The 22093-nt window shown below is 47.5% G+C and carries 18 protein-coding genes and 1 pseudogene; 15 read left to right on the forward strand and 4 right to left on the reverse strand.

Annotation, left to right across the window (positions count from 1 at the left end):
• Positions 1 to 99: 99 nt before the first annotated feature.
• Positions 100 to 1224, forward strand: coding sequence for a TrmH family RNA methyltransferase (locus ACUHGC_RS05060; RefSeq protein ID WP_446834544.1), 1125 nt, complete (start codon positions 100 to 102; stop codon positions 1222 to 1224).
• A 15-nt stretch (positions 1225 to 1239) separates the two neighbouring features.
• Here ACUHGC_RS05060 and ACUHGC_RS05065 read toward each other — a convergent pair whose 3' ends face one another.
• Positions 1240 to 1500 (reverse strand): YfhL family 4Fe-4S dicluster ferredoxin, encoded by a 261-nt coding sequence (locus ACUHGC_RS05065; protein ID WP_446834545.1) that lies wholly within the window; start codon positions 1498 to 1500, stop codon positions 1240 to 1242.
• Positions 1501 to 1618: 118 nt separating this feature from the next.
• Here ACUHGC_RS05065 and ACUHGC_RS05070 point away from each other — a divergent pair, with 118 nt between their 5' ends.
• From ACUHGC_RS05070 to fbaA, 3 genes are all read left to right on the forward strand, one after another.
• Complete coding sequence (locus ACUHGC_RS05070) at positions 1619 to 2308, forward strand: ribonuclease T2 family protein (RefSeq protein WP_446834844.1); 690 nt, start codon at positions 1619 to 1621, stop codon at positions 2306 to 2308.
• Positions 2309 to 2582: 274 nt separating this feature from the next.
• Entirely contained in the window at positions 2583 to 3749 is a 1167-nt protein-coding gene (gene pgk / locus ACUHGC_RS05075) for a phosphoglycerate kinase (protein WP_446834546.1), read from the forward strand.
• 69 nt (positions 3750 to 3818) lie between these two features.
• Positions 3819 to 4898, forward strand: coding sequence for a class II fructose-bisphosphate aldolase (gene fbaA, locus ACUHGC_RS05080; protein ID WP_446834547.1), 1080 nt, complete (start codon positions 3819 to 3821; stop codon positions 4896 to 4898).
• A 54-nt stretch (positions 4899 to 4952) separates the two neighbouring features.
• On the opposite strand, the gene cpxA is transcribed toward fbaA, so the two are convergent.
• The 3 genes from cpxA to mutH form a co-directional block, all read right to left on the reverse strand.
• On the reverse strand, positions 4953 to 6386 hold the full coding sequence (gene cpxA, locus ACUHGC_RS05085; RefSeq protein WP_446834548.1) for an envelope stress sensor histidine kinase CpxA: 1434 nt from the start codon (positions 6384 to 6386) through the stop codon (positions 4953 to 4955).
• A gap of 68 nt (positions 6387 to 6454) precedes the next feature.
• Entirely contained in the window at positions 6455 to 7168 is a 714-nt protein-coding gene (gene cpxR / locus ACUHGC_RS05090; protein ID WP_446834549.1) for an envelope stress response regulator transcription factor CpxR, read from the reverse strand.
• A gap of 82 nt (positions 7169 to 7250) precedes the next feature.
• Positions 7251 to 7940, reverse strand: coding sequence for a DNA mismatch repair endonuclease MutH (gene mutH / locus ACUHGC_RS05095; protein ID WP_446834845.1), 690 nt, complete (start codon positions 7938 to 7940; stop codon positions 7251 to 7253).
• 663 nt (positions 7941 to 8603) lie between these two features.
• Between mutH and rppH the strand changes: the two are divergent.
• The 11 genes and pseudogenes from rppH to ACUHGC_RS05150 form a co-directional block, all read left to right on the forward strand.
• Positions 8604 to 9059 (forward strand): annotated as a pseudogene (gene rppH / locus ACUHGC_RS05100) (RNA pyrophosphohydrolase); the annotation flags it as partial.
• A gap of 230 nt (positions 9060 to 9289) precedes the next feature.
• Positions 9290 to 10081: a sulfite exporter TauE/SafE family protein gene (locus ACUHGC_RS05105; protein ID WP_446834550.1), complete on the forward strand. Its 792-nt coding sequence runs from the start codon at positions 9290 to 9292 to the stop codon at positions 10079 to 10081.
• A gap of 13 nt (positions 10082 to 10094) precedes the next feature.
• Positions 10095 to 10904 carry a prolipoprotein diacylglyceryl transferase gene (gene lgt / locus ACUHGC_RS05110; RefSeq protein WP_446834551.1) on the forward strand — a complete coding sequence of 270 codons (810 nt, stop codon included), beginning with the start codon at positions 10095 to 10097 and terminating at the stop codon, positions 10902 to 10904.
• Positions 10905 to 10916: 12 nt separating this feature from the next.
• The gene (locus tag ACUHGC_RS05115) at positions 10917 to 11768 is read left to right on the forward strand and encodes a thymidylate synthase (protein WP_446834552.1); all 852 of its coding nucleotides are present in this window, start codon (positions 10917 to 10919) and stop codon (positions 11766 to 11768) included.
• A gap of 115 nt (positions 11769 to 11883) precedes the next feature.
• Positions 11884 to 12327 carry a peptidoglycan-binding protein LysM gene (lysM, locus tag ACUHGC_RS05120; RefSeq protein WP_446834553.1) on the forward strand — a complete coding sequence of 148 codons (444 nt, stop codon included), beginning with the start codon at positions 11884 to 11886 and terminating at the stop codon, positions 12325 to 12327.
• A 249-nt stretch (positions 12328 to 12576) separates the two neighbouring features.
• Positions 12577 to 13878, forward strand: a complete 1302-nt coding sequence (tig, locus tag ACUHGC_RS05125; RefSeq protein WP_446834554.1) for a trigger factor — start codon at positions 12577 to 12579, stop codon at positions 13876 to 13878.
• 124 nt (positions 13879 to 14002) lie between these two features.
• The gene (gene clpP, locus ACUHGC_RS05130) at positions 14003 to 14587 is read left to right on the forward strand and encodes an ATP-dependent Clp endopeptidase proteolytic subunit ClpP (protein WP_446834555.1); all 585 of its coding nucleotides are present in this window, start codon (positions 14003 to 14005) and stop codon (positions 14585 to 14587) included.
• Positions 14588 to 14599: 12 nt separating this feature from the next.
• Entirely contained in the window at positions 14600 to 15853 is a 1254-nt protein-coding gene (gene clpX / locus ACUHGC_RS05135; protein WP_446834556.1) for an ATP-dependent protease ATP-binding subunit ClpX, read from the forward strand.
• A gap of 151 nt (positions 15854 to 16004) precedes the next feature.
• Positions 16005 to 18416, forward strand: a complete 2412-nt coding sequence (lon, locus tag ACUHGC_RS05140; protein ID WP_446834557.1) for an endopeptidase La — start codon at positions 16005 to 16007, stop codon at positions 18414 to 18416.
• A gap of 143 nt (positions 18417 to 18559) precedes the next feature.
• Entirely contained in the window at positions 18560 to 20440 is a 1881-nt protein-coding gene (locus ACUHGC_RS05145; protein WP_446834558.1) for a SurA N-terminal domain-containing protein, read from the forward strand.
• A 484-nt stretch (positions 20441 to 20924) separates the two neighbouring features.
• Complete coding sequence (locus ACUHGC_RS05150) at positions 20925 to 21980, forward strand: hypothetical protein (protein WP_446834559.1); 1056 nt, start codon at positions 20925 to 20927, stop codon at positions 21978 to 21980.
• Positions 21981 to 22093 lie beyond the last annotated feature (113 nt).

Below are 22093 nucleotides of genomic sequence, written 5' to 3' on the forward strand. Positions count from 1 at the left end.
AAGCAGAAAATTTGTTATAATCCACCATCACTCGCCAAGCTATTATGTTATGAACTGCACTTGGCTCCCTTTCACTTCGTTATTCAAGATAGGCACTCCATGAACGATAAATTTGACGCTTCAAAAAATCGCCCGCAAGGCCGTAAGCCTTCCTTTCAACAGCCGACATCCGGCAGCCGCTTTTCATCACGTGACGAGCAGCCGCGCAACCGAAAACGCGATGAGGGCGGCGAAAAACGCTTTCCCGAAAACCGCACTTCGTCGCGTCTGCCGCGCCAAGAGCGGGACAAACGTGATAATCGCGAGCGCCGTGAACCGCGTCGCGACAATCGAGATCGTCAAGACGGCGACACAGCGGCGTATGTTTGGAGCAATCGTGAATTGAGCGCCAACAAAGCCGGAAAAAACAGCAGCGGCAATGTGAAGGTGATGATCAAGGGCGAAGTGAAAGGTGAGAAAAAAACCGGTCCGTTATCTCCGCGCGCGCCGGAAAAAATTCGCAAAAATCGCAATGAAGAGATGAAAATCTATGGCGAAGCGGCTTGTTTGGCCCTGTTCCGCCAGCGCCCCGACAGCATTGTCCGCTTGTGGGCGACGGTGGAAATGAGCCATAAGATCGGTGAGATGATGAGCTATTTAGCCGGTGCGAAAAAGGCGTATCATGTGGTCGACAGCGAGGAGCTGGAGCGCGTGAGCGGCAGCGAACACCATGGCGGGATTTGTCTGCTGGTGAAAAAAGCCGCACCGATGAGCCTCGGCGGCTATTTGCAAACCCCGAAACGCCAAGATTGCATTTTGTGGCTGCAAGGTGTTAACAATGCGCACAATCTGGGCAGCGTGATTCGCACTGCGGCCTATTACGGCGTGAAAGGCGTGGTGTGTGAAAGCGCCGACAAACTCTATTCCGCAGCCTCCGCCAGAGTGGCTGAAGGCGGCATGGAGCATATTTATGCACTGGAAAGCGGCGACAGCGAAACCGCACTTGCACAATTGAAAGCGGCTGGTTATCAAGTGGTTGCGCTCACTGCAAACAAACAGGCGCAACCGTTGGATAAGCTGACATTCGGTGATAAAGTGGTGTTCGTTCTGCGTGAAACTGTTTCGGCGGAAAGCGATTCATCGGCGGATCAACAAGTGGTCTTGTCGTTTGAAAATCCCCTCAGCAGCGGCTTAAATGTGGCGGTGAACGCCGGAATTTTGTTGTCGCGCTGGTATTTCCGCTAACGATAACAGTAAGGCTTATAGTTGATCGGCGTGGTGCAGCAGGGCAAAACGCTCCCACAGCACCTCGTCCGATTCGATATGCAGCGGATCGGTGATGATACAGTTGTTGATCGGGCAGACTTTTTGGCAAGTCGGCACTTCATAGTGCCCAACACATTCGGTGCATAACGCCGGATCGATAACGTAGATTTCGTCGCCCATGCTGATCGCTTGATTCGGACATTCCGGTTCGCACATATCGCAGTTGGTACATTTTTCGGTGATCAGCAGTGCCATGAATTTAACGCCTCAAGCAGGTATAGGGTCAGGTAAAAAGCGGACGATTATAATCAATATCGCTGAAAAAAACCAACAAAGCAAAATTAAATTTTAATGAAAATGGAAAAATATGCAGATTAATTCAAATAAAATCGCACATCTAACCCTATTTGTGGTGTTGTTTTTCGGTTTAATTTTAAGTGCGTTATACGTTTCGCTTCGCCAAAAATCGACTATCGACACGGTGCTGGAGGCCGATTATGACGTTTCGATGGCGCAAGATAACATCGGGCAAAATAAGCGGGCAAAAACCGGCTATTACGCGCTGGTGCTGTCATGGTCGCCGGGTTATTGCCAAAGCCAAAGAGCCAGCAATGCGGGGGCGATTCCAAAAGCGGCGGCTTATCAATGTGATGGTGTACAAAAGTTCGGCTGGGTGATCCACGGCTTATGGCCACAAAGTAACACCGCACGGCGCGTGACTGATCATCCACGCTTTTGTCAGGGCGATTTGCCGCCGTTGGACGTGGCGTTATTGGAGCCGTATTTACCCCAGTCACCGAGTTTAAAACTGCTGCAAGGCGAATGGGAAAAGCACGGCGCTTGCGCCTTCCCGGATGCTAAAAGCTATTTTGATAAGCAGCAAGAGCTATTTCTTGCATTGAAATTGCCGGATTACGAATTGAAACGAGGAGATCTGTTTGCCTGGCTGCGCAAGAACAATCCGCACTTGGCGGGAAAATATTTGGGTGCGGGGCGTGACGAGCTGCAAATTTGTTACGACTTGAATTGGGAGGTGATTAACTGCCCGAAAATTCGGTTTTAACGCGATTAATTTTAATAATTTTGCATTGAAAGTACTATAGTTGAAAAAGAAAGGTAAGCAAACTGTTACAATCCGTTTTGAATTGCCGGAAAATGCGTGGCAAGCCTAGTATGGCGTTGTTTTAACGGTATAATCAAGGCACTTAAAACGAATAATTTTAGAGATTAAAATTTTACATTGTGGTCAAGGATTAAGTTGTTATAATCAAAGACCAATCGGATACAGTAATCGCTTTAACATTATCATTTACAAATATTAAAAAAGAGGACTTATTATGTCAGTAATTAAAATGACCGATTTAGATTTGGCAGGCAAACGCGTTCTGATTCGTTCCGACTTAAACGTACCTGTTAAAGACGGTAAAGTCACTTCCGATGCCCGCATTAGAGCATCGATCCCGACAATTGAACTGGCACTGAAACAAGGTGCGAAAGTGATGGTGACTTCCCACTTCGGTCGTCCGACAGAAGGTGAATACAATGCGGAATATTCGTTACAACCGGTCGTTGATTATTTGAATGACGCATTAGATGTGCCGGTGCGTTTAGTGAAAGATTATTTGGACGGTGTGGAAGTTGCAGCGAACGAATTAGTGGTGTTGGAAAACGTGCGCTTCAATAAAGGCGAAAAGAAAAATGAAGACCAACTGACCCAAAAATATGCCGCACTTTGTGATGTGTTCGTAATGGATGCCTTCGGCACCGCGCACCGCGCACAGGGTTCAACCCACGGCGTGGCAAAATTTGCCCCGGTAGCTTGCGCAGGTCCGCTATTGGCGAATGAATTAGACGCATTAGGCAAAGCGCTGAAAAGCCCGGCTCGTCCGATGGTGGCGATCGTCGGCGGTTCTAAAGTTTCAACTAAACTGACCGTTTTAGATTCATTGTCAAAAATTGCAGATCAATTGATCGTTGGCGGCGGTATCTCCAATACGTTTGTGGCGGCGCAAGGCTTGAATGTCGGCAAATCATTGCATGAAGCCGATTTAATTCCGGAAGCGCAACGTTTAATGCAAACCTCCGATATTCCGTTGCCAAGCGATGTGCGCGTGGCGACCGAATTCTCCGAAACCGCAGAAGCAACGGTGAAATTGGTGACCGACATCCAAGACGACGAGCAAATTCTGGACTTAGGCGACGCTTCGGCGGAAGTGTTGGCGGATATTATCCGTAACGCGAAAACCATTTTGTGGAACGGCCCGGTCGGCGTATTTGAATTCCCGAATTTCCGTAAAGGAACTGAAATCATTGCTAAAGCGATTGCCGAAAGCGATGGGTTCTCCATTGCAGGTGGTGGCGACACCTTGGCGGCAATCGATCTGTTCGGCATTGCAGATAAAATCTCTTATATCTCCACCGGTGGCGGCGCATTCCTTGAGTTTGTCGAAGGCAAAGTCTTGCCTGCCGTTGCTATCTTGGAAGAGCGCGCGGCTAAAGCGTAATCACCCCGATTTATTAACTTGGGCAAAAGTATTGCGCTTTTGCCCGCTATTTAAAATAGGAAATGTATCATGTCAAAATTATTAGATATCGTACAACCGGGCGTATTAACCGGCGATGATGTTCAAAAAGTATTCGCGTATGCCAAACAACATGGCTTTGCACTGCCGGCGGTTAACTGTGTCGGTACCGATTCAGTTAACGCAGTATTAGAAACTGCAGCCCGTGTAAAAGCACCGGTTATCGTGCAATTTTCTAACGGCGGCGCACAATTCTATGCCGGTAAAGGCATCAAACCGGCTGACGGTTCTCGCCCGGATGTTTTAGGTGCGGTTGCCGGTGCGAAACACGTTCACGAATTGGCAAAACACTACGGCGTGCCGGTGATCCTGCATACCGACCACGCAGCGAAAAAATTACTGCCTTGGATCGACGGCTTGTTGGAAGCGGGTGAAAAACACTTTGCCGAAACCGGAAAACCGTTGTTCTCCTCACACATGATCGATCTGTCCGAAGAGCCGATGGAAGAAAACATGGCAATCTGCCGTGAATACTTGGCGCGTATGTCAAAAATGGGCATGACCCTTGAAATCGAAATCGGGATCACCGGCGGCGAAGAAGACGGCGTGGATAACTCCGGCGTTGACGAATCCAAACTGTACACCCAACCGGAAGACGTATTGTATGTTTACGACCAACTGAATCCGGTCAGCCCACGCTTCACTATCGCGGCGGCATTCGGTAACGTACACGGCGTTTACAAACCGGGCAACGTGAAATTAAAACCGTCTATCTTAGGCGCATCACAAGATTTCGTGTCTAAAGAACGCGGCTTGCCTGAAAAAGCGTTAGACTTCGTATTCCACGGCGGTTCCGGTTCTTCCACCGAAGAAATCCGCGAAGCGATCAGCTACGGCGCTGTGAAAATGAACATTGACACTGACACCCAATGGGCGGCATGGGAAGGCATTCTGAACTTCTACAAAGCCAACGAAGCCTATCTGCAAGGTCAATTGGGCAACCCTGAAGGCGAAGACGCACCAAACAAAAAATTCTACGATCCGCGCGTTTGGCTGCGTAAATCGGAAGAATCCATGTCCAAACGTTTGGAACAATCTTTCGACGACTTAAACTGCCGCGACGTGCTGTAAGCACCGACCGCACTTTAGGTTACAAAACACCGCTTCGGCGGTGTTTTTTATTAGCTAGTCATCAAACCAAAGCGGCAGCTGAATCGTGATGCGCAATCCGCCGAGCGGGCTTTTGCTGGCGGTGACCGAGCCTTTGTGCTGTTCTACCGAATTGGCGACGATGGATAATCCCAGTCCGGTGCCGCCGGTGGTGCGGGCGCGGGCTTGGTCGGTGCGGTAGAATGGGCGGAAAATTTGCTGATATTCATGTTCTGCCACGCCTTCGCCGTTATCATCTATAATAATCTGTAGCTGTTGCTCATCAATGATATTACAGCTGAGCTGCACTTTATTGCGCGCGTATTTAAAGGCGTTGCGGATAATGTTTTCCAATGCACTGGCAAGGGCGTCCTCATTGCCGTTAATAAAATAATCTTCCGGGTGCTTAATATTTTGCTCAAAGCTGAATTCAAAGTTGCGTTCGCGCCCTTCGAATTTGGCATCGTCGACCACTTCTTCCCAAATAAACGGCAGGCTGAATACTTCACGATTAATGTGAGTGCTCATGTGCTGACGCGAAAGTGATAGCAGTTGGGTCAGCATTTTTTCCATTCGCTCGGTTTCGGTCTGAATCCGCTCCAATTCGCTGCTGTCGCCCTGACGGCGTCTTAACAGCGCCGCCGCCAATTGCAAGCGGGTGAGCGGTGTGCGCAGTTCATGGGAAACGTCAAGCAGTAAGCGCTGTTGCGAGCTGATCATATCTTCCAGAGAGGTGATCATGTGATTGAAACTTTTCCCCACCTCACGCAATTCGAGCGATCCTTGTTTCTCCAGAATCGGTCGGACGGCGAGATCGCCGGTGGAAATTGCATTGGCGGCGCTGCGCAGTTCTTTAATCGGCTGAGTTAAGCTGAAAATCAGGCCGAGCAACAGCGGGGTACTGGTTGCCATCAGTAAAAACAGCATAATCAGCGGGTGATCAAAGAAAAAGTTAATAAATTCCCGCTGCGGATCGACGGTTTCGATAAAATACAGTAAATAAGGTTCGCTGTCGGTGAATGGGTAAGGAGAAATAAACGGTCCAATAATATCTAAATTGTAAAAGCGACGTTTTTGAGGTGCCAATGGATTATTGGAGCGGTTAACAAACTGGTATAACTCGCTGCCTTCGTTGTAGTCCAGATGACCGATAATTTGGTTATAATCGTTCGGATCGACCAACACCGGTTTGCGAGGCAGTAGCATAATGTCGTAGCGGTCGCTAGACAGTTTGTTTTGTTGGTATTGTAGCTCGTGCAGTATGTTATTTTTAGTCAGCTTAATCACTTCAAGCTGATAAACATCGACTTCTTCAGTCGACAGTTCGGTATAATTGCGCGCGTCCATGGTGGGAATAAAAAAAGCGAATCCCATCAAAACGAAAAAAGCCAACCAAATCAACCAAAATAAAAAAAAGATTTGTACATTGATTGAATTAAGAAGGCGAAGTAGTTTACGCGATATTTTCATAATCGGGACTTAATAAAAAATGATAGAGCATCAAGACCGCACTCTATCATTTCTTTGTGGTTAATTCACTATTTTTCAGTGACTAACAGATAGCCTCTGCCACGCAGGGTTTTAAACCACGGCAGATTGTCGGCACGTTCCGGCAATTTTTTGCGTAAATTTGAGATGTGCATATCAATTGCGCGGTCAAATGGGGTTAAGCGTTTGCCTAGAATTTCCAGGCTCAGCAGTTCACGTGACAGAATTTGCCCCGGGTTTTTCACCAAAATTTGCAGCAAGGCAAATTCGGTGCCCGTTAAGTCTAAATCGCGATCTTGATATAACGCTTGTTGTCTTCCCGGATGTAAGGTGATCCCGCCGAAATCCAATTGTTTATTGTCATCTTTATCGGCATTCACTATTGAGCCTAAGGTGCTCGCTTGATTCTGTGTGCGGCGCAAAATGGCTTTAATCCGTGCCACCAGTTCACGATCATTAAACGGTTTCGCCAAATAATCGTCTGCGCCCAGCTCTAAGCCGAGTACACGGTCAATATCATCGCCGCGCGCGGTCAACATTAACACCGGAGTTGAGAAGTTTTTTCTGATTTGTTTTAATGTTTCAATTCCGTTTAATACCGGCATCATAATATCAAGTAAAATGATATCATGGCTGAAGTTAAGCAGTTTCAGCGCTTCTTCTCCGTTATAAGCCAATTCAACTTCAAATCCTTCGATTCTCAGCACTTCAGCCAACAGATCGGTGAGTTCTACGTCATCGTCAACAAGGAGTATTTTGGACATGAAATGGTTTCCTTACTTTATCATTATTTGTTATTTATAATAGTGTATTTAGGACAGGTACGATACATGAAAGTTCATATTATTAATTTAAGTTAATACAAAATAAATGCAAAATTTCCGCAGTAAAGTTCTTTCTTAAGTAAAATCCTAGAGGTAATGTCTTAATCGGTTGTCCCAGCTGCCCGTGAGCTGCGGTTAATTCTCGATTATTCGCCGCTTTCGGACGTAATTGCAACACTTCGCCAATCGAAGCGGTAATCTCATTTACCCTGCCTAACACGATCAAATCCATCAGCTCTTCCCAATCACGCGCCAGTCGAGCTTCTTGCTCGGCAGTCGGCTGCCACAAAATCGGGCTGCCGATCCGTCTTTCCGCCAGTGGGATCGTGCGTTCGCCCTCAATCGGGATCCAAAGCACTTTCTGCAATTTGTGGCGAACGTGGCTGTTTTGCCATATCACGCCACTATTTTGGGTTAACGGCGCCAAACTGACAAAGGTCGTTTCCAGCGGATAGCCGTGGCGGTTGACCGGGATGGTTTTCAGCTCAATCCCCAGCTCGGCGAAATCTTGCTGCGCTTTGTTGCCCGCTTGCGCCCCAAGTGCGGTTTCCAACAACATTCCTACCCAGCCTTTATGCCGTTTTAGATTTTCCGGCACGCTCAGTTGATGTTCGGCGGCAAGATCGGCAAACCGCAACCCTGCCAAACGGCGGGCGGCTTGCAGTAATTGCGCTTCTGATTGCGGCGCGGCAATCTTTGGGGAGGCTGTCATCATTATCCTATGCTCGAACCATGGGGCAACATTGTAACGGCAATAAGACAAAGACTCAAACGCTTGAGGGAAATAATTATGGTTGAAAAGTGAACAGCTATGATTCGAGTTAAAAAGCCGAATTATAGAAAATCAATCAATAATTATATCTTATTGATTTATAATATAAAAAATAATCCTTGGTGAAGTGCTGGCGTGGTTGTCCGTTTTAATTCCGCAATCAGCCACAAATTTATCCACAGAAAATCTGAATAACTCGATCTTCTCACGCCGACCGCACTTTTTATGGCGCACAAAAATAAATTGATGACAAACCGAGTGAGAAATGGTTTTTTTATCAGCATGAATTCATCGACTTTTCACCATAGGCATGAAAAAGCACCAGCTTGCCTAGGATCTCAACAACGATCCGCGATCCTTTGATAGGTTCTGGGGGCAGCGCATTCAGAAAGTGGAGCGAACAACATCTATTCCCGAGATTACACACAGAGTTATCCACAGCCAGGTTAAAATATTGGCGATCGCACGAATGAAATACAAATGGATCGGGGAAAAAAGCGCAAGTGCGGTTCGAGTAGGATCGGTTGTTGTTGTATCGCCGACGATATTATGAAACAATCAACTACATTTCAGAATTTATAATACGGTATAAGAGGATCGATAGTGATCGATTTCGATGGTTACCGCCCGAATGTTGGCATTATTATTTGTAATCAACAAGGGCAGGTTTTATGGGCGAAACGCTGCGGACAAAACTCATGGCAATTTCCACAGGGCGGCATTAATTCGGGCGAAACGCCGGAACAGGCGATGTATCGCGAGTTGTATGAAGAAGTCGGCTTGAGTCGGCAAGATGTTAAAATTTTAGCCATTTCAAAAGGCTGGTTGCGTTATAAATTGCCGAAACGCTTGGTGCGCAACGACAGCAACCCGGTCTGTATCGGACAAAAACAGCGCTGGTTTTTATTGCTGCTGACCGGCGGCGAAAAAAATATCAATATGCAAGCAACCCAAAATCCGGAATTTGACGGATGGCGCTGGGTCAGTTATTGGTATCCGGTTAGACAGGTGATTTCTTTTAAACGCGAAGTTTACCGCAAGGTGATGAAAGAGTTTGCGTTTACCGTTATGAACCCGCCACAGAAAAAAAATTACAGTGCGCATAGCCCGGCGGAAGGCAAAGAGCGGTATAAAAAAGATGACGCCGAACGCCAACCGCAAGGACGCGGCAAGAAAGGTTATCGCCATTTCAGTAAACCGAATGACAAAAGAGCGGTGCAAACCGCTCAGCCGAATAATCAGCAAAACAATCAGCAAAACAATCCGCAAAACAAAGGGAATCGTAACTCATGACGCTGTTTATTATCTCCTGCCTGTTGCTGGGCGCAGTCGCCGGTTTTCTTGCCGGCTTGTTTGGGATCGGCGGCGGTTTGATTATCGTGCCGACTTTGGTCTATTTATTGCCACAGGTTGGCGTGCCGCCGGAATTGTTGATGAACGTAGCGTTAGGCAGTTCATTTGCCACGATCGTGATCACCGCTTTTTCATCAGCGCAACGCCACCACAAACTGGGCAACGTCGATTGGCAGGCGTCGGTTTATTTAATTCCGGCGTTGATGATCTCGGTATTTATTGCCGGGCTGTTTATCGTTGATTTGCCCGCTTCAGTCACCAGCAGTATTTTTGCGATAATGGTGTTTTACCTGGCATTTAAAATGTTCCGTTCGATTAAAAAGCCAGCCGGTGACAAACCGTTAACTCCGCAGAGCAGCATTATCGGCGGTGCGTTGATTGGGATTGCCTCGAGCTTTGCCGGCATCGCCGGTGGCGCGTTTATCGTGCCGTTTTTAAATTCGCGCGGGGTCGACATGAAACGTGCGATCGGCACGTCGTCTTTTTGCGGAATGTTGCTCGGTGTATCGGGCATGATTAGCTTTATGTTCAGCGGCTGGGGTGTTGCCAGCTTGCCGGCGTATTCCGCCGGTTATGTCTATCTGCCCGCTGTGCTGTTGGTGACCTCGGTTTCTTTTTTCACCTCAAAAATCGGCGCAACCATGAGCACTAAACTACCGGTTGCGACCCTGAAAAAAGGGTTTGCCGTGTTGTTGTGTGTGATTGCACTGAAGATGCTGTTAAGCTAAGTGAGAGATTGAGATGGACGCGTATATCACTTTTCCACAAATTGATCCGATCATTTTTCAAATCGGGCCGCTGGCGTTGCGCTGGTACGGCTTAATGTATTTGATCGGATTTGTTTTTGCCCGCTGGTTGGCGGTGCGCCGCGCCAGACAGCCGAACAGCGGCTGGACGGTCGAGCAAGTCGATTCGCTGTTATTTAACGGCTTTCTTGGCGTGTTTTTAGGCGGGCGAATCGGCTATGTGCTGTTTTATCAATTCGAACGCTTTGTGCAAGATCCGCTTTATCTATTTCGCATCTTAGACGGCGGAATGTCATTTCACGGCGGTTTAATCGGCGTGATTTTGGCAATGATGATCACCACACGCCTGCAAAAGCGCCCGTTTTGGGTCACCGCTGATTTTGTCGCGCCGCTGATTCCTTTCGGTTTGGGCATGGGGCGAATCGGCAATTTTATTAATGATGAATTATGGGGTCGGGTCACCGATGTCTCTTGGGCGGTGTTGTTTCCGTCCGGCGGCTATCTGCCGCGCCACCCGTCGCAGCTGTATGAAGCGTTTTTAGAAGGGATCGTGCTGTTTTTTATTCTAAACACGTTTATCCGCAAGCCTCGCCCGGCAGGCTCCGTTGCCGGACTGTTTTTGTTTTTCTACGGCTTATTCCGGTTTATCGTCGAGTTTTTCCGCGAGCCGGACGAACATCTGGGGCTATTCTTGGGGCAGCAGATTTCAATGGGGCAAATTTTGTCTACCCCGATGATGATTATCGGGCTGTTAATTCTGCTGTGGGCTTATCGACACGCGGTAAATAAGCCAAGTGCGGTCTAAAGGGAGGAGCGAATGCGTCAATATCTGGATTTATGTCAACGAATTGTGGACGACGGCGTTTGGGTCGGCAATGAGCGCACCGGCAAGCGCTGTTTAACGGTGATCAATGCCGATTTAACTTATGATGTTGCCAATAATCAATTCCCGCTGATCACCACCCGCAAAAGCTATTGGAAAGCGGCAATCGCCGAATTTTTAGGCTATATTCGCGCCTATGATAATGCGGCGGATTTCCGCAAACTCGGCACCAAAACCTGGGACGCCAACGCTAACGACAATCAAGTTTGGTTGAACAGCCCACACCGCAAAGGCGTTGACGATATGGGGCGGGTGTATGGCGTGCAGGGCAGAGGCTGGCGAAAGCCGGACGGCTCGCATTTGGATCAGCTGCGCAAAGTGGTCGATAACCTGTCGCAAGGTATTGACGATCGCGGCGAAATCATCACCTTCTACAATCCGGGCGAAATCGAACTGGGCTGTTTACGTCCGTGTATGCACACTCACACCTTTTCATTATTGGGCGATACGCTGTATCTCACCAGCTATCAGCGCTCTTGCGACGTGCCGCTCGGCTTAAATTTTAACCAGATTCAGGTTTACACTTTCTTGGCGTTAATGGCGCAGATCACCGGCAAAAAAGCCGGGCAGGCGTATCATAAAATCGTTAACGCACACATTTATGAAGATCAGCTCGAACTGATGAAAACCGTGCAGTTACAGCGTGAGCCGCTGCCGCTGCCGCAATTGGGAATCAATCCGCAAATCAAAACCCTGCAAGACCTGGAAAGTTGGGTAACAATGGATGATTTCAAGGTGGTGAGGTATCAATCCCATCCGCCGATTCAATATCCGTTTTCAGTTTAAACTCAGCGCATTTTGTTTGATTTAAAGTAAAACTGATTGGATAATGGTCAGCGACATTCGTTCGGTTTCGCGAGAGGCCGTTAAAGTTAATCAATAACATAAATAAGGACATCACATGGGATTATTTGATTTTGTCGGTAATATCGGTAAGAAAATTTTCGGTAAGGAAGAAGAAGCCTCAAGTGCGGTTACCCAGCACATCAGCGAAGATAACCCGGGCGTGGAAAACGTGGCGGTGACCGTTGAAAACGGCGTGGCGAAAATCGAAGGCACCGCGAAAGATGCGTCTGCACTGGAAAAAGCGATTTTAATGGCGGGCAATATCGCCGGCATCACCAAAGTGGAAGCCGAAGGTGTTACTATTGCCAGCGGCGAAGCATTGGCGACCGACGATGAGTTTTATGTCATTGAAAAAGGCGATACCTTATGGAAAATCGCGGAAAAAGCCTACGGCAACGGTGCGAAATATACCGCGATTGTAGCGGCGAACAAAGAAGTGATCAAAGACGCCGATAAAATTTTCCCGGGGCAAAAAATCCGTATTCCGAAAGGACTGTAATTGTCGCGATTTGATGTTAAACCCGATTCTATCTTGAATCGGGTTTTGTCATTTATAGGCGCGAATCAATAAATATCAGATAAAGTACGGTTTAAAAAATCGCCAATTATCCGCTTTTGTGCGCTTATAACTCGACTGAAAGGCTTGGACTGGGTATAATCCCCTGTCTATTTTTTTAAGTTCGGTGTTTGTAGTTCATACAATAGAGATGAGTAGCGCCGAGAGTGTCTGATTTTTTTGAGGTAAAAAATGCAATTTTCCGTAGAAACTACCCAAGGTCTTGAGCGCCGTATCACTATCACGGTTCCGGCTGAAACAATCGAACAAAACGTTCGTGAAGAATTAAAAAATGTGGCTAAAAATGCCCGTATCGACGGTTTCCGTAAAGGCAAAATCCCACCGGCAGTGGTTGAAAAACGCTTCGGTGCGTCCGTTCGCCAAGATGTATTAAGCGACGCGATGCAACGCAGTTTCTTTGATGCGATCATGCAAGACAAAATCAACTTTGCCGGTCGTCCGACATTTACCCCGGAACAATACGAATTAGGCAAAGATTTCACTTTCAGTGCCACGTTTGAAGTATATCCGGAAGTTGCATTACAAGGCTTGGAAAATATCCAAGTTGAAAAACCGGTTGTTGAAATCAGCGAAGCCGACATCGACAAAATGATCGATGTTTTGCGCAAACAACAAGCCACCTGGAAAGAAAGTGCGGTTGCGGCGAAAGCCGATGATCGCGTAACAATCGATTTCGACGGTTCAGTTGACGGTGAAGCGTTTGACGGCGGCAAAGCGGCTGATTTCGTATTGCTGATGGGGCAAGGCAGAATGATCCCTGGCTTCGAAGAGGGTATCGTGGGTCACCAAGCGGGTGAATCTTTTGCGATTGACGTAACTTTCCCGGAAGATTACCACGCAGAAAACCTGAAAGGCAAAGCGGCGAAATTCGAAATCACCCTGAAAAAAGTGGAAGAAATGGAATTGCCGGAAGTGACCGAAGAATTCGTACAAAAATTCGGTTCTAAAAATAAAACCGTTGCCGACCTGCGTGCTGAAATCAGCAAAAATATGCAACGCGAACTGAACAATGCGTTGACCACGCGTGTGAAAAACCAAGTGATCGACGGTTTATTGGCAAACAACAGCATTGACGTACCGGCTGCAGCGGTTGATCAAGAAATCGAAGTGTTGCAACAACAAGCGGTGCAACGTTTCGGGGGACAAGCCCCGAAAGATTTCCAATTGCCACGCGAAATTTTTGAAGACCAAGCGCGTCGTCGCGTACAGGTCGGCTTGTTATTCGCTGAAGTGATTGCAACTAACGAATTGAAAGTGGATGAAGATCGTGTGAAAGCGATGATCGAAGACATCGCCGCCGCTTACGAGCAACCGGCTGAAGTGATCGAATACTACAGCAACAACAAAGAGTTAATGAATAACTTGCGCAATGTTGTGTTGGAAGAGCAGGCTGTTGACGCCGTATTGGCAAAAGCCCAAGTGACTGAAAAAGCCGCTTCGTTCGACGAGATCATGAACCCGCAACAAGCCTAATCGGCAAGCGGTTGTTTGCAATATCAAAGTGCGGTTTATGACCGCACTTTTTGTTTTTTTAGATAGTTTTTAGCCGATTTTTCGGTAGAATATCGCCAATCATTTTGAAATAGTCGAGGGAAAAATGAGTTTAGTTCCAATGGTGGTGGATCAGACATCACGCGGCGAAAGAGCCTATGATATTTATTCACGTTTATTAAAAGAGCGGATCATTTTTTTAAGCGGTCAGGTGGAAGACAATATGGCAAACCTGATTGTCGCCCAGTTGTTATATTTAGAATCGGTAGATCCGGAAAAAGATATCAATTTGTACATCAACTCACCGGGCGGGGTGGTCACTGCAGGTTTGGCGATTTACGACACCATGCAGTTTATCAAACCGGACGTGCGAACCCTGTGTATTGGGCAAGCCTGTTCAATGGGTGCATTCCTGTTAGCCGGCGGCGCGGCGGGCAAACGCTTTGCCCTGCCACATTCGCGGGTGATGATTCACCAGCCGCTGGGCGGCTATCGCGGACAGGCGTCGGACATTCAAATTCACGCACAGGAAATTCTGAAAATTCGTGATACCCTGAACCGCCGCTTGGCACAGCACACCGGGCAGCCGCTGGAGAAAATCGAGCGCGATACCGAGCGTGACAACTTTATGTCGGCACAAGAAGCTCAACAATATGGCTTGGTAGACGAAGTCTTAACTGAACGAATTTAATTGGATAACAGTATGTCAAACGAAAAACAACATCATTGTTCCTTCTGCGGAAAAGAACAGCATGAAGTTGAGAAACTGATTGCCGGTGCTTCCGGCTTTATTTGCAACGAATGTATCGAAGATTGCTACGAACTGCTGGAAAAAGACGAACAGCAAAATGCGGCGCAAACGGAACAAAGTGCGGTCAAGGAAGAAAAATTGCCGACTCCGCATGAAATTCGCAAACACTTGGACGATTATGTTATCGGACAGGATCACGCCAAAAAAGTGTTGGCGGTGGCGGTGTATAACCACTATAAGCGTTTGCGCGGCGATACGGTAAGCGATGTTGAATTGGGAAAAAGTAACATTTTGCTGATCGGTCCGACCGGCAGCGGCAAAACCCTGTTGGCGGAAACCTTGGCGCGAATGCTGAATGTGCCGTTTGCGATGGCGGACGCGACCACGCTGACCGAAGCCGGTTATGTCGGGGAAGATGTGGAAAACATCATTCAGAAATTACTGCAACGCTGCGATTATGATGTGGCAAAAGCCGAGCGCGGCATTGTCTATATTGATGAAATCGACAAAATCACCCGCAAATCGGAAAATCCGTCGATCACCCGCGATGTGTCCGGCGAGGGGGTGCAGCAGGCGTTATTGAAATTGATCGAAGGCACCACAGCGTCAATTCCACCGCAAGGCGGCAGAAAACATCCGCAGCAGGAGTTTTTACGAGTTGATACCTCGAAAATTCTGTTTATCTGTGGCGGCGCGTTTGCCGGTTTAGATAAAGTGGTCGATCAACGCAATAACGTCCGCAGCGGCATCGGTTTCGGTGCGGAAGTGAAAGGCGAGAAAGACAAAGCCGGTATCAGTGAGCTGTTAAAACAGGTCGAACCGGAAGATTTGATCAAATTCGGTTTGATTCCGGAATTTATCGGGCGTCTGCCGGTGGTTGCCGCATTGAGCGAATTGGACGAGGAAGCGTTGATCAAAATTCTGACCGAGCCGAAAAACGCATTGACCAAACAGTATCAGGCACTATTCCAATTGGAAAATGTCGAGCTGGAGTTCAGCGAAGCGGCACTGGTGGCAATGGCGAAAAAAGCGCTGAAACGCAAAACCGGCGCGCGTGGTTTGCGCTCGATTTTAGAAGCGGTGCTGCTGGATACGATGTACGATCTGCCGTCATTGGAGAATCTGCAAAAAGTGTTGATCGACCAAGATGTGATCGACGAGCAACAGCCGCCGAAACTGGAATATCGGCTGGAACAGGCGAGCTAAGCAAAAAGTGAAAGTGCGGTTGGTAACACCGCACTTTTTGTTTTCAGGCGAAAATTTTGCTGAAAAAACAAATAATCCTTGAGATTTCTGCCGAACAGCCCAATATAGAATTCATTAATCCCCAATTAGCATAGCAAAGAGAGATAAGATAATGAATCAACAAACCAGACAAACACACATTCCGGTGTTGCCGCTGCGCGATGTAGTGGTGTTTCCGTTTATGGTGATGCCTTTATTTGTGGGACGGGAAAAATCGATTCGCAGCCTGGAAAAAGCCATGGAAAGCGGCAAACAGCTGCTGCTGGTCGCACAAAAACAAGCCGATCAAGAAGATCCGGGATTTGATGATGTGTATACGGTCGGTACGCTGGCGAACATCATTCAGCTGTTGAAATTGCCGGACGGTACGGTGAAAGTGCTGGTTGAAGGACAGCAACGGGCGAAAATTGTTGAGTTTCATCAAGACAGTTTGTTGACCGCCGATATTGAAACCATTGCCAGAGTCAGCGGCGACGAACGCGAGCTGGAAGTGATCCAAAACAGCGCGTTGGAAGAGTTCGATTCTTATGTGCAGTTGAATAAAAAAGTGCAGCCGGAAGTGGTCAGCGCCTTGCGGGCTATTGACGATCCGGAGCGCTTGAGCGACACCATGTCGGCGCATATGCCGATTGCGTTGGAAAACAAGCAAAAATTACTGGAAAAATATAACGTTCTTGAGCGTTTTGAACTGCTGATCGGCACAATGCAGAATGAGTTGGATATTCTACAGGTTGAAAAACGGATTCGCGGGCGGGTTAAAAAGCAGATGGAAAAAAGCCAGCGCGATTACTACCTGAACGAACAAATTAAAGCGATTCAAAAAGAATTGGGCGAGCAAGACAGCCAAAATGACGAAATCGAGCAGCTGCGGTTAAAAATCGAAGACGCCAGAATGCCGATTGAGGTGCGGGAGAAAGCCGAAGCCGAATTGCAGAAACTGCGAATGATGTCGCCGATGTCGGCGGAAGCCACGGTGGTGCGCAGCTATATCGAATGGCTGACCCAAGTGCCTTGGCACAAACGCAGCAAAGTGAAAAAAGACTTGGCAAATGCGCAAAAAGTGCTGGATTCCGATCACTACGGTTTGGAGCGAGTGAAAGAACGGATCTTGGAATATCTGGCGGTACAAAGCCGTTTGAACCAAGTCAAAGGTCCGATTCTGTGCTTAGTCGGCCCTCCGGGCGTGGGGAAAACCTCGCTAGGGCAATCGATCGCCAACGCCACCGGGCGCAAATATGTGCGCATGGCGCTGGGCGGGGTGCGTGACGAAGCGGAAATTCGAGGACACCGTAAAACCTATATCGGTTCATTGCCGGGTAAGTTGATCCAAAAAATGTGCAAAGTCGGGGTGAAAAACCCGCTGTTCCTGTTGGATGAAATCGACAAAATGGCGGCGGATATGCGCGGCGATCCGGCATCGGCGTTGTTGGAGGTGTTAGATCCCGAGCAAAACTCGACTTTCAGCGATCACTATCTGGAAGTGGATTATGACTTGTCCGATGTGATGTTTGTCGCCACTTCAAATTCAATGAACATTCCGGCGCCGTTGTTGGATCGAATGGAAGTGATTCGTTTATCGGGCTATACCGAAGATGAAAAACTGAACATCGCCAAACGCCATTTGTTGGCAAAACAGATGGAACGCAACGGGCTGAAAAAAGGCGAACTCAGCGTTGAAGACAGCGCGATTATGGGGATTATCCGTTTCTATACTCGCGAAGCGGGTGTTCGCGCACTGGAACGCGACATTTCTAAAATCTGCCGTCGTGCGGTGAAAAATCTGCTGTTGGATAAATCACTGAAATCTTTGGTGGTGAACGAAGATAACCTGCATGATTATTTGGGCGTGAAACGCTTTGAATACGGGCGCGCCGACACCGAAAATCGCGTCGGCGAAGTAACCGGGCTGGCGTGGACGGAAGTTGGCGGCGATCTGCTGACGATTGAAGCCGCCTCGGTGTTGGGCAAAGGCAAATTGAGTTACACCGGCTCACTGGGCGATGTGATGAAAGAGTCGATCCAAGCGGCGATGACCGTAGTGCGTTCGCGCGTCGAACGTTTGGGCATCAATCCGGACTTTTATGAGAAGCGCGATATTCACATTCATGTGCCGGAAGGGGCGACGCCGAAAGACGGCCCAAGCGCGGGTATCGCCATGTGCACCGCATTGGTTTCCAGCCTGACCGGTAATCCGGTGCGCGCCGATGTGGCAATGACCGGTGAAATCACTTTACGCGGCAAAGTATTGCCGATCGGCGGCTTGAAAGAGAAGTTGCTGGCGGCGCACCGTGGCGGCATCAAGCTGGTGCTGATCCCGAAAGACAACGTGAAAGATCTGGAAGAAATTCCGGAAAATGCCAAAGCGCAATTGGATATTCGCCCAGTGGAAACAATTGATGAAGTGTTGTCATTGGCGTTGCAAAACCCGCCGGAAGGCGTGCAGATGGTAAGTGCGGTTGAAAAAGCGGTGGTGGCGGCGAAAAAACTCGGCGCCAAATCACAGCCGAAGCCAATCGTCAACTAAGATTATCCGCCGTGAAAAGCCAAATTCGATGAGTTTGGCTTTTTGCCTTTATAGCAGGGCGGCAAAAAGAATTATGCGTGCATAAACACAGGGTTTCACATATAATTCGGCAATATTTAAGCTAAATAACAGGAACACAGATTATGTTGGAAAAACTGGGAAGCGGCGTAGGCGGCTGGTTATGGAAAATCATTTTTGGTTTGATCGCGATCTCGTTTGTATTGGGCGGGGTCGGCACCTATTTAGGCAGCTCGATGAATAACTCGGCGGCAACGGTCAACGGCGAAGAGATCAGCCAGCAAACTTTCCAAAACGCTTATCAAACGCAAAACAGCCAGTTCAGTCAAGAAATGGGCGCGCAATTTTCATTATTAATGGATTCACCCGAATTTGAAGCGCAATTCAGACAAGATGTGCTGAACGGGCTAATCGATGAAACTTTGTTGGGGCAATACCTGCAAACCTTAGGTTTGGCGGTGAGCGACGAGCAAATCAAGCGCGCAATTGTCAGCAGCCCGAATTTCCAAAAAGACGGTAAATTTGATAACGAACAGTATCAAAGCTTCTTGCGTTTTAATCGGATTAGCTCCGATTATTATGCACAAACCTTGCGCGCCTCGGTGGCAATGCAACAGTTGCAAGGCGGCTTGCTGGGTTCGGAGGCCTTAAGCGAACAACAACTGAATCAACTGATCAAACAAATCTTCCAACAACGCGAAGTGCGGTTGAGCGCTTTGCCGTTAGCGGCGGAAATTGCAAAACAGCAAGTCAGCGATCAAGAAGTCGAACAATATTATCAAGCCAACCAAGCGGCATTTATGGTGCCTGAATTGGTGAAGGTCGAATACATTGACATCACCAAACCGGATGTGGAAAAGAACATTCAGGTCGGCGATGTTGAAGTGGCGCAGTATTACCAAGATAACAAAGCGCAATTCAGCGGCAGAACCAACCAGCACTTGGCGCACATTCAAGTTGCTGATCAAGCGTTGGCGCAGGACTTAGCGCAACAATTACAAAACGGTGCGGATTTCGCTGAATTGGCAAAACAACATTCGCAAGACAAATTATCGGCGGTGAACGGCGGGGATTTAAGTTGGTCGAGCGATGGCGCATTCCCGGAAGCGTTTGAAAAAGCGGCGTATGCCACCGAAGTCGGGCAAATCAGCCAACCGGTGAATGTCGATGGTGCATATCATTTAATCAAAGTGCTTGAGCGCCGCGCCGGTGAAACCCAGCCGCTGGAGCAAGTGAGAAACCAGATTGTAGACACCATTCGCAATGAACTGACTTCCGCTGGCTTCTTCCGCTTAGAAAAACAAGCCGCTGAAAAAGCTTATGAAAACCAATCTTCTCTGGCAGATGTGGAAGCCGTAGTCGGCAAAGCAGTGAAAACTAGCGATTACTTCTCACGCCAAGACGTGCCGACCGCACTTAACTTCTCGAATGTGGTTTATAACATTTTTGATACCGATTTGCTGCAGGGCGGCATGAACTCCGAAGCGCTCAACGTCGGCGATCAACACTCTCTCATCGTGCGAGTGGTCGATCACAAACCGGCGGGCAGTAAAAGCTTAGACGAAGCGAAAACCGACACCGTAGCACTGTTAAAACAGCAAAAAGCCGAACAAGTGTTGTTAAGCCAAGCGAAAGACCTTGCCGAACAGTTTAACCAAGCAAGCGACAAAACGGCGGTGACGCTGCCGACAGGCGTGAGCTTAGCGGACAACGCTCAAACGTTTGTATACGCCTCAATGCAAGATGCGCAACTGCGCGAAGGCATTTTCTCGATGGCAAATACAGATAGCTACAAAGCGGTGCAAAACGGCAACGGTGAAGTGTATTTAGCGCGGTTGGTTAAAATCAGCGACGGCGTCGCCGAAGGCAACGAACAGCGCGCGCTGGCATTGAATTATTTGCAGGCAAAACAACTGCAAACCTACAACAGCTTGATCCAATCATTGCGCAGCCAAGCAAAAATCGAAGTGAACCAAGATTTCATTTTGCAGCGTAATTTACACTAATCCGAATTTCAATTTGAATCCCCATCACTCGTGATGGGGATTTTTTTTGGTTTAACGTTGATGAAGCATCAACGGATCTTTTCTGACAGTGTATTTTCCTGATGATATCGCCGAATTTTTAGATATTCCCCTTTAATAAGTCAATAATCTTAGATGTTATCTAACGGGAAATAAAGTTTACATTCCGGCAATTGGAGCAATTGCTTACATTTTACAAATGAGATTTATTTATTGTTAAAAATAATAATCTAATTTAAAATCAATGATTTTTGTTTGTTTTGTCAAGATGCTATTCCAATTCCCTTATTGTATTTCGATCACCTTGTAATCAATTTTTAATCTTTTTTACTATTTTTATGCTTTTTATTTAAAAATTGACACTAGTGCTCTCTTGAAATGAAAGCTTAAATATTGTTAAATCGCACCCTATTTAATTTTGGTTTATTGTCTTTTCTTTTTTCGTTTAAAGGTTTCAGTCTTTGCAGTGTTAGCGGCATTATTGCCGGTGACAAGTTATGCGGCGGTATCTATTTCTGATAATGTATATAACCCTCCGGGCGGAGAGCGGGCATTTAATTATTATAACCCAGGCAACTTATCCTATAATAATCCGAATTCAGTGGGGACAGGAAACCTTTATTCGCCTAGTTATGCTTCTGCAGAATTGATTACTATTGGTAGCAATGCTGATGCAAGAACACTTGGATATACTGCCTATACTGCCTATACTGCCTATACTGCCTATACTGCCTATACTGCCTATACTGCCTATACTGCCGCTGGTGGTATTGCCATTGGTGATTATTCTCGCGCTGTAGGCGGTTTGGGAATTGCGTTGGGGCAATATTCACAATCAACTGATATTGGCGCCACAGCTATTGGCACTGGAGCTTTGGCTTCCGGCTTTAATGCCCTTTCGATGATGCGCCAATCAGCAGCGACAGATGACTATGCGATGGCAATTGGTAATGTATCCTATGCGAAAGGCAAGGGGAGTTTGGCGATGGGGCAATCTTCTACTGCGCTGGGAAATCAATCCATTGCAATCGGGAGCGCCGATGTTTCGCCTAAAGACGGCGAGGGTACTACAGCAAAAGTGACTCAGTATGACGGCACCACAAATACCCAAGCCTCAGCAGATTTTGCGGTTGCGATCGGAGCGCAGTCTAAAGCCTTAAAAGAAAGTGCGGTAGCGCTCGGTACAAAAGCAAAAGCAAACGGCTTAAATTCAACCGCAATTGGTACCGAAAGTAGCGCGAATGAAAAATCCGCTGCTTTAGGTTATCAGGCAAAAGCAGACGGCAAAGAAGCGACTGCAATTGGCGTAACCAGCAGCGCAGCGGGTGAAAAATCATTGGCACTAGGTATGAATGCAAACGCCAGCAAGAACGGCGCTTTTGCTATTGGGGCAGATTCCGCTGTTTCAGCCGAGAATGCCGGTGCGATCGGGCAAAACACGAAAGTTGCACAACAAAACACCATTGCGATCGGGAACAACATCTGTTGCCGTCCGCGAAATTTGAGAAACGTAACCGCTTAAAGTGAGAAAGTTTAACCGCCTTATTTTTTCTCATTTAAAGCGGTTTTTTATGCTATTTAAATCCTCTTTTAACTATGTTTTAAATTCCATTTTAGACCTCCATACCTCTCCAG

The sequence above is a fragment of the Testudinibacter sp. P27/CKL/0425 genome (genome assembly GCF_052931395.1).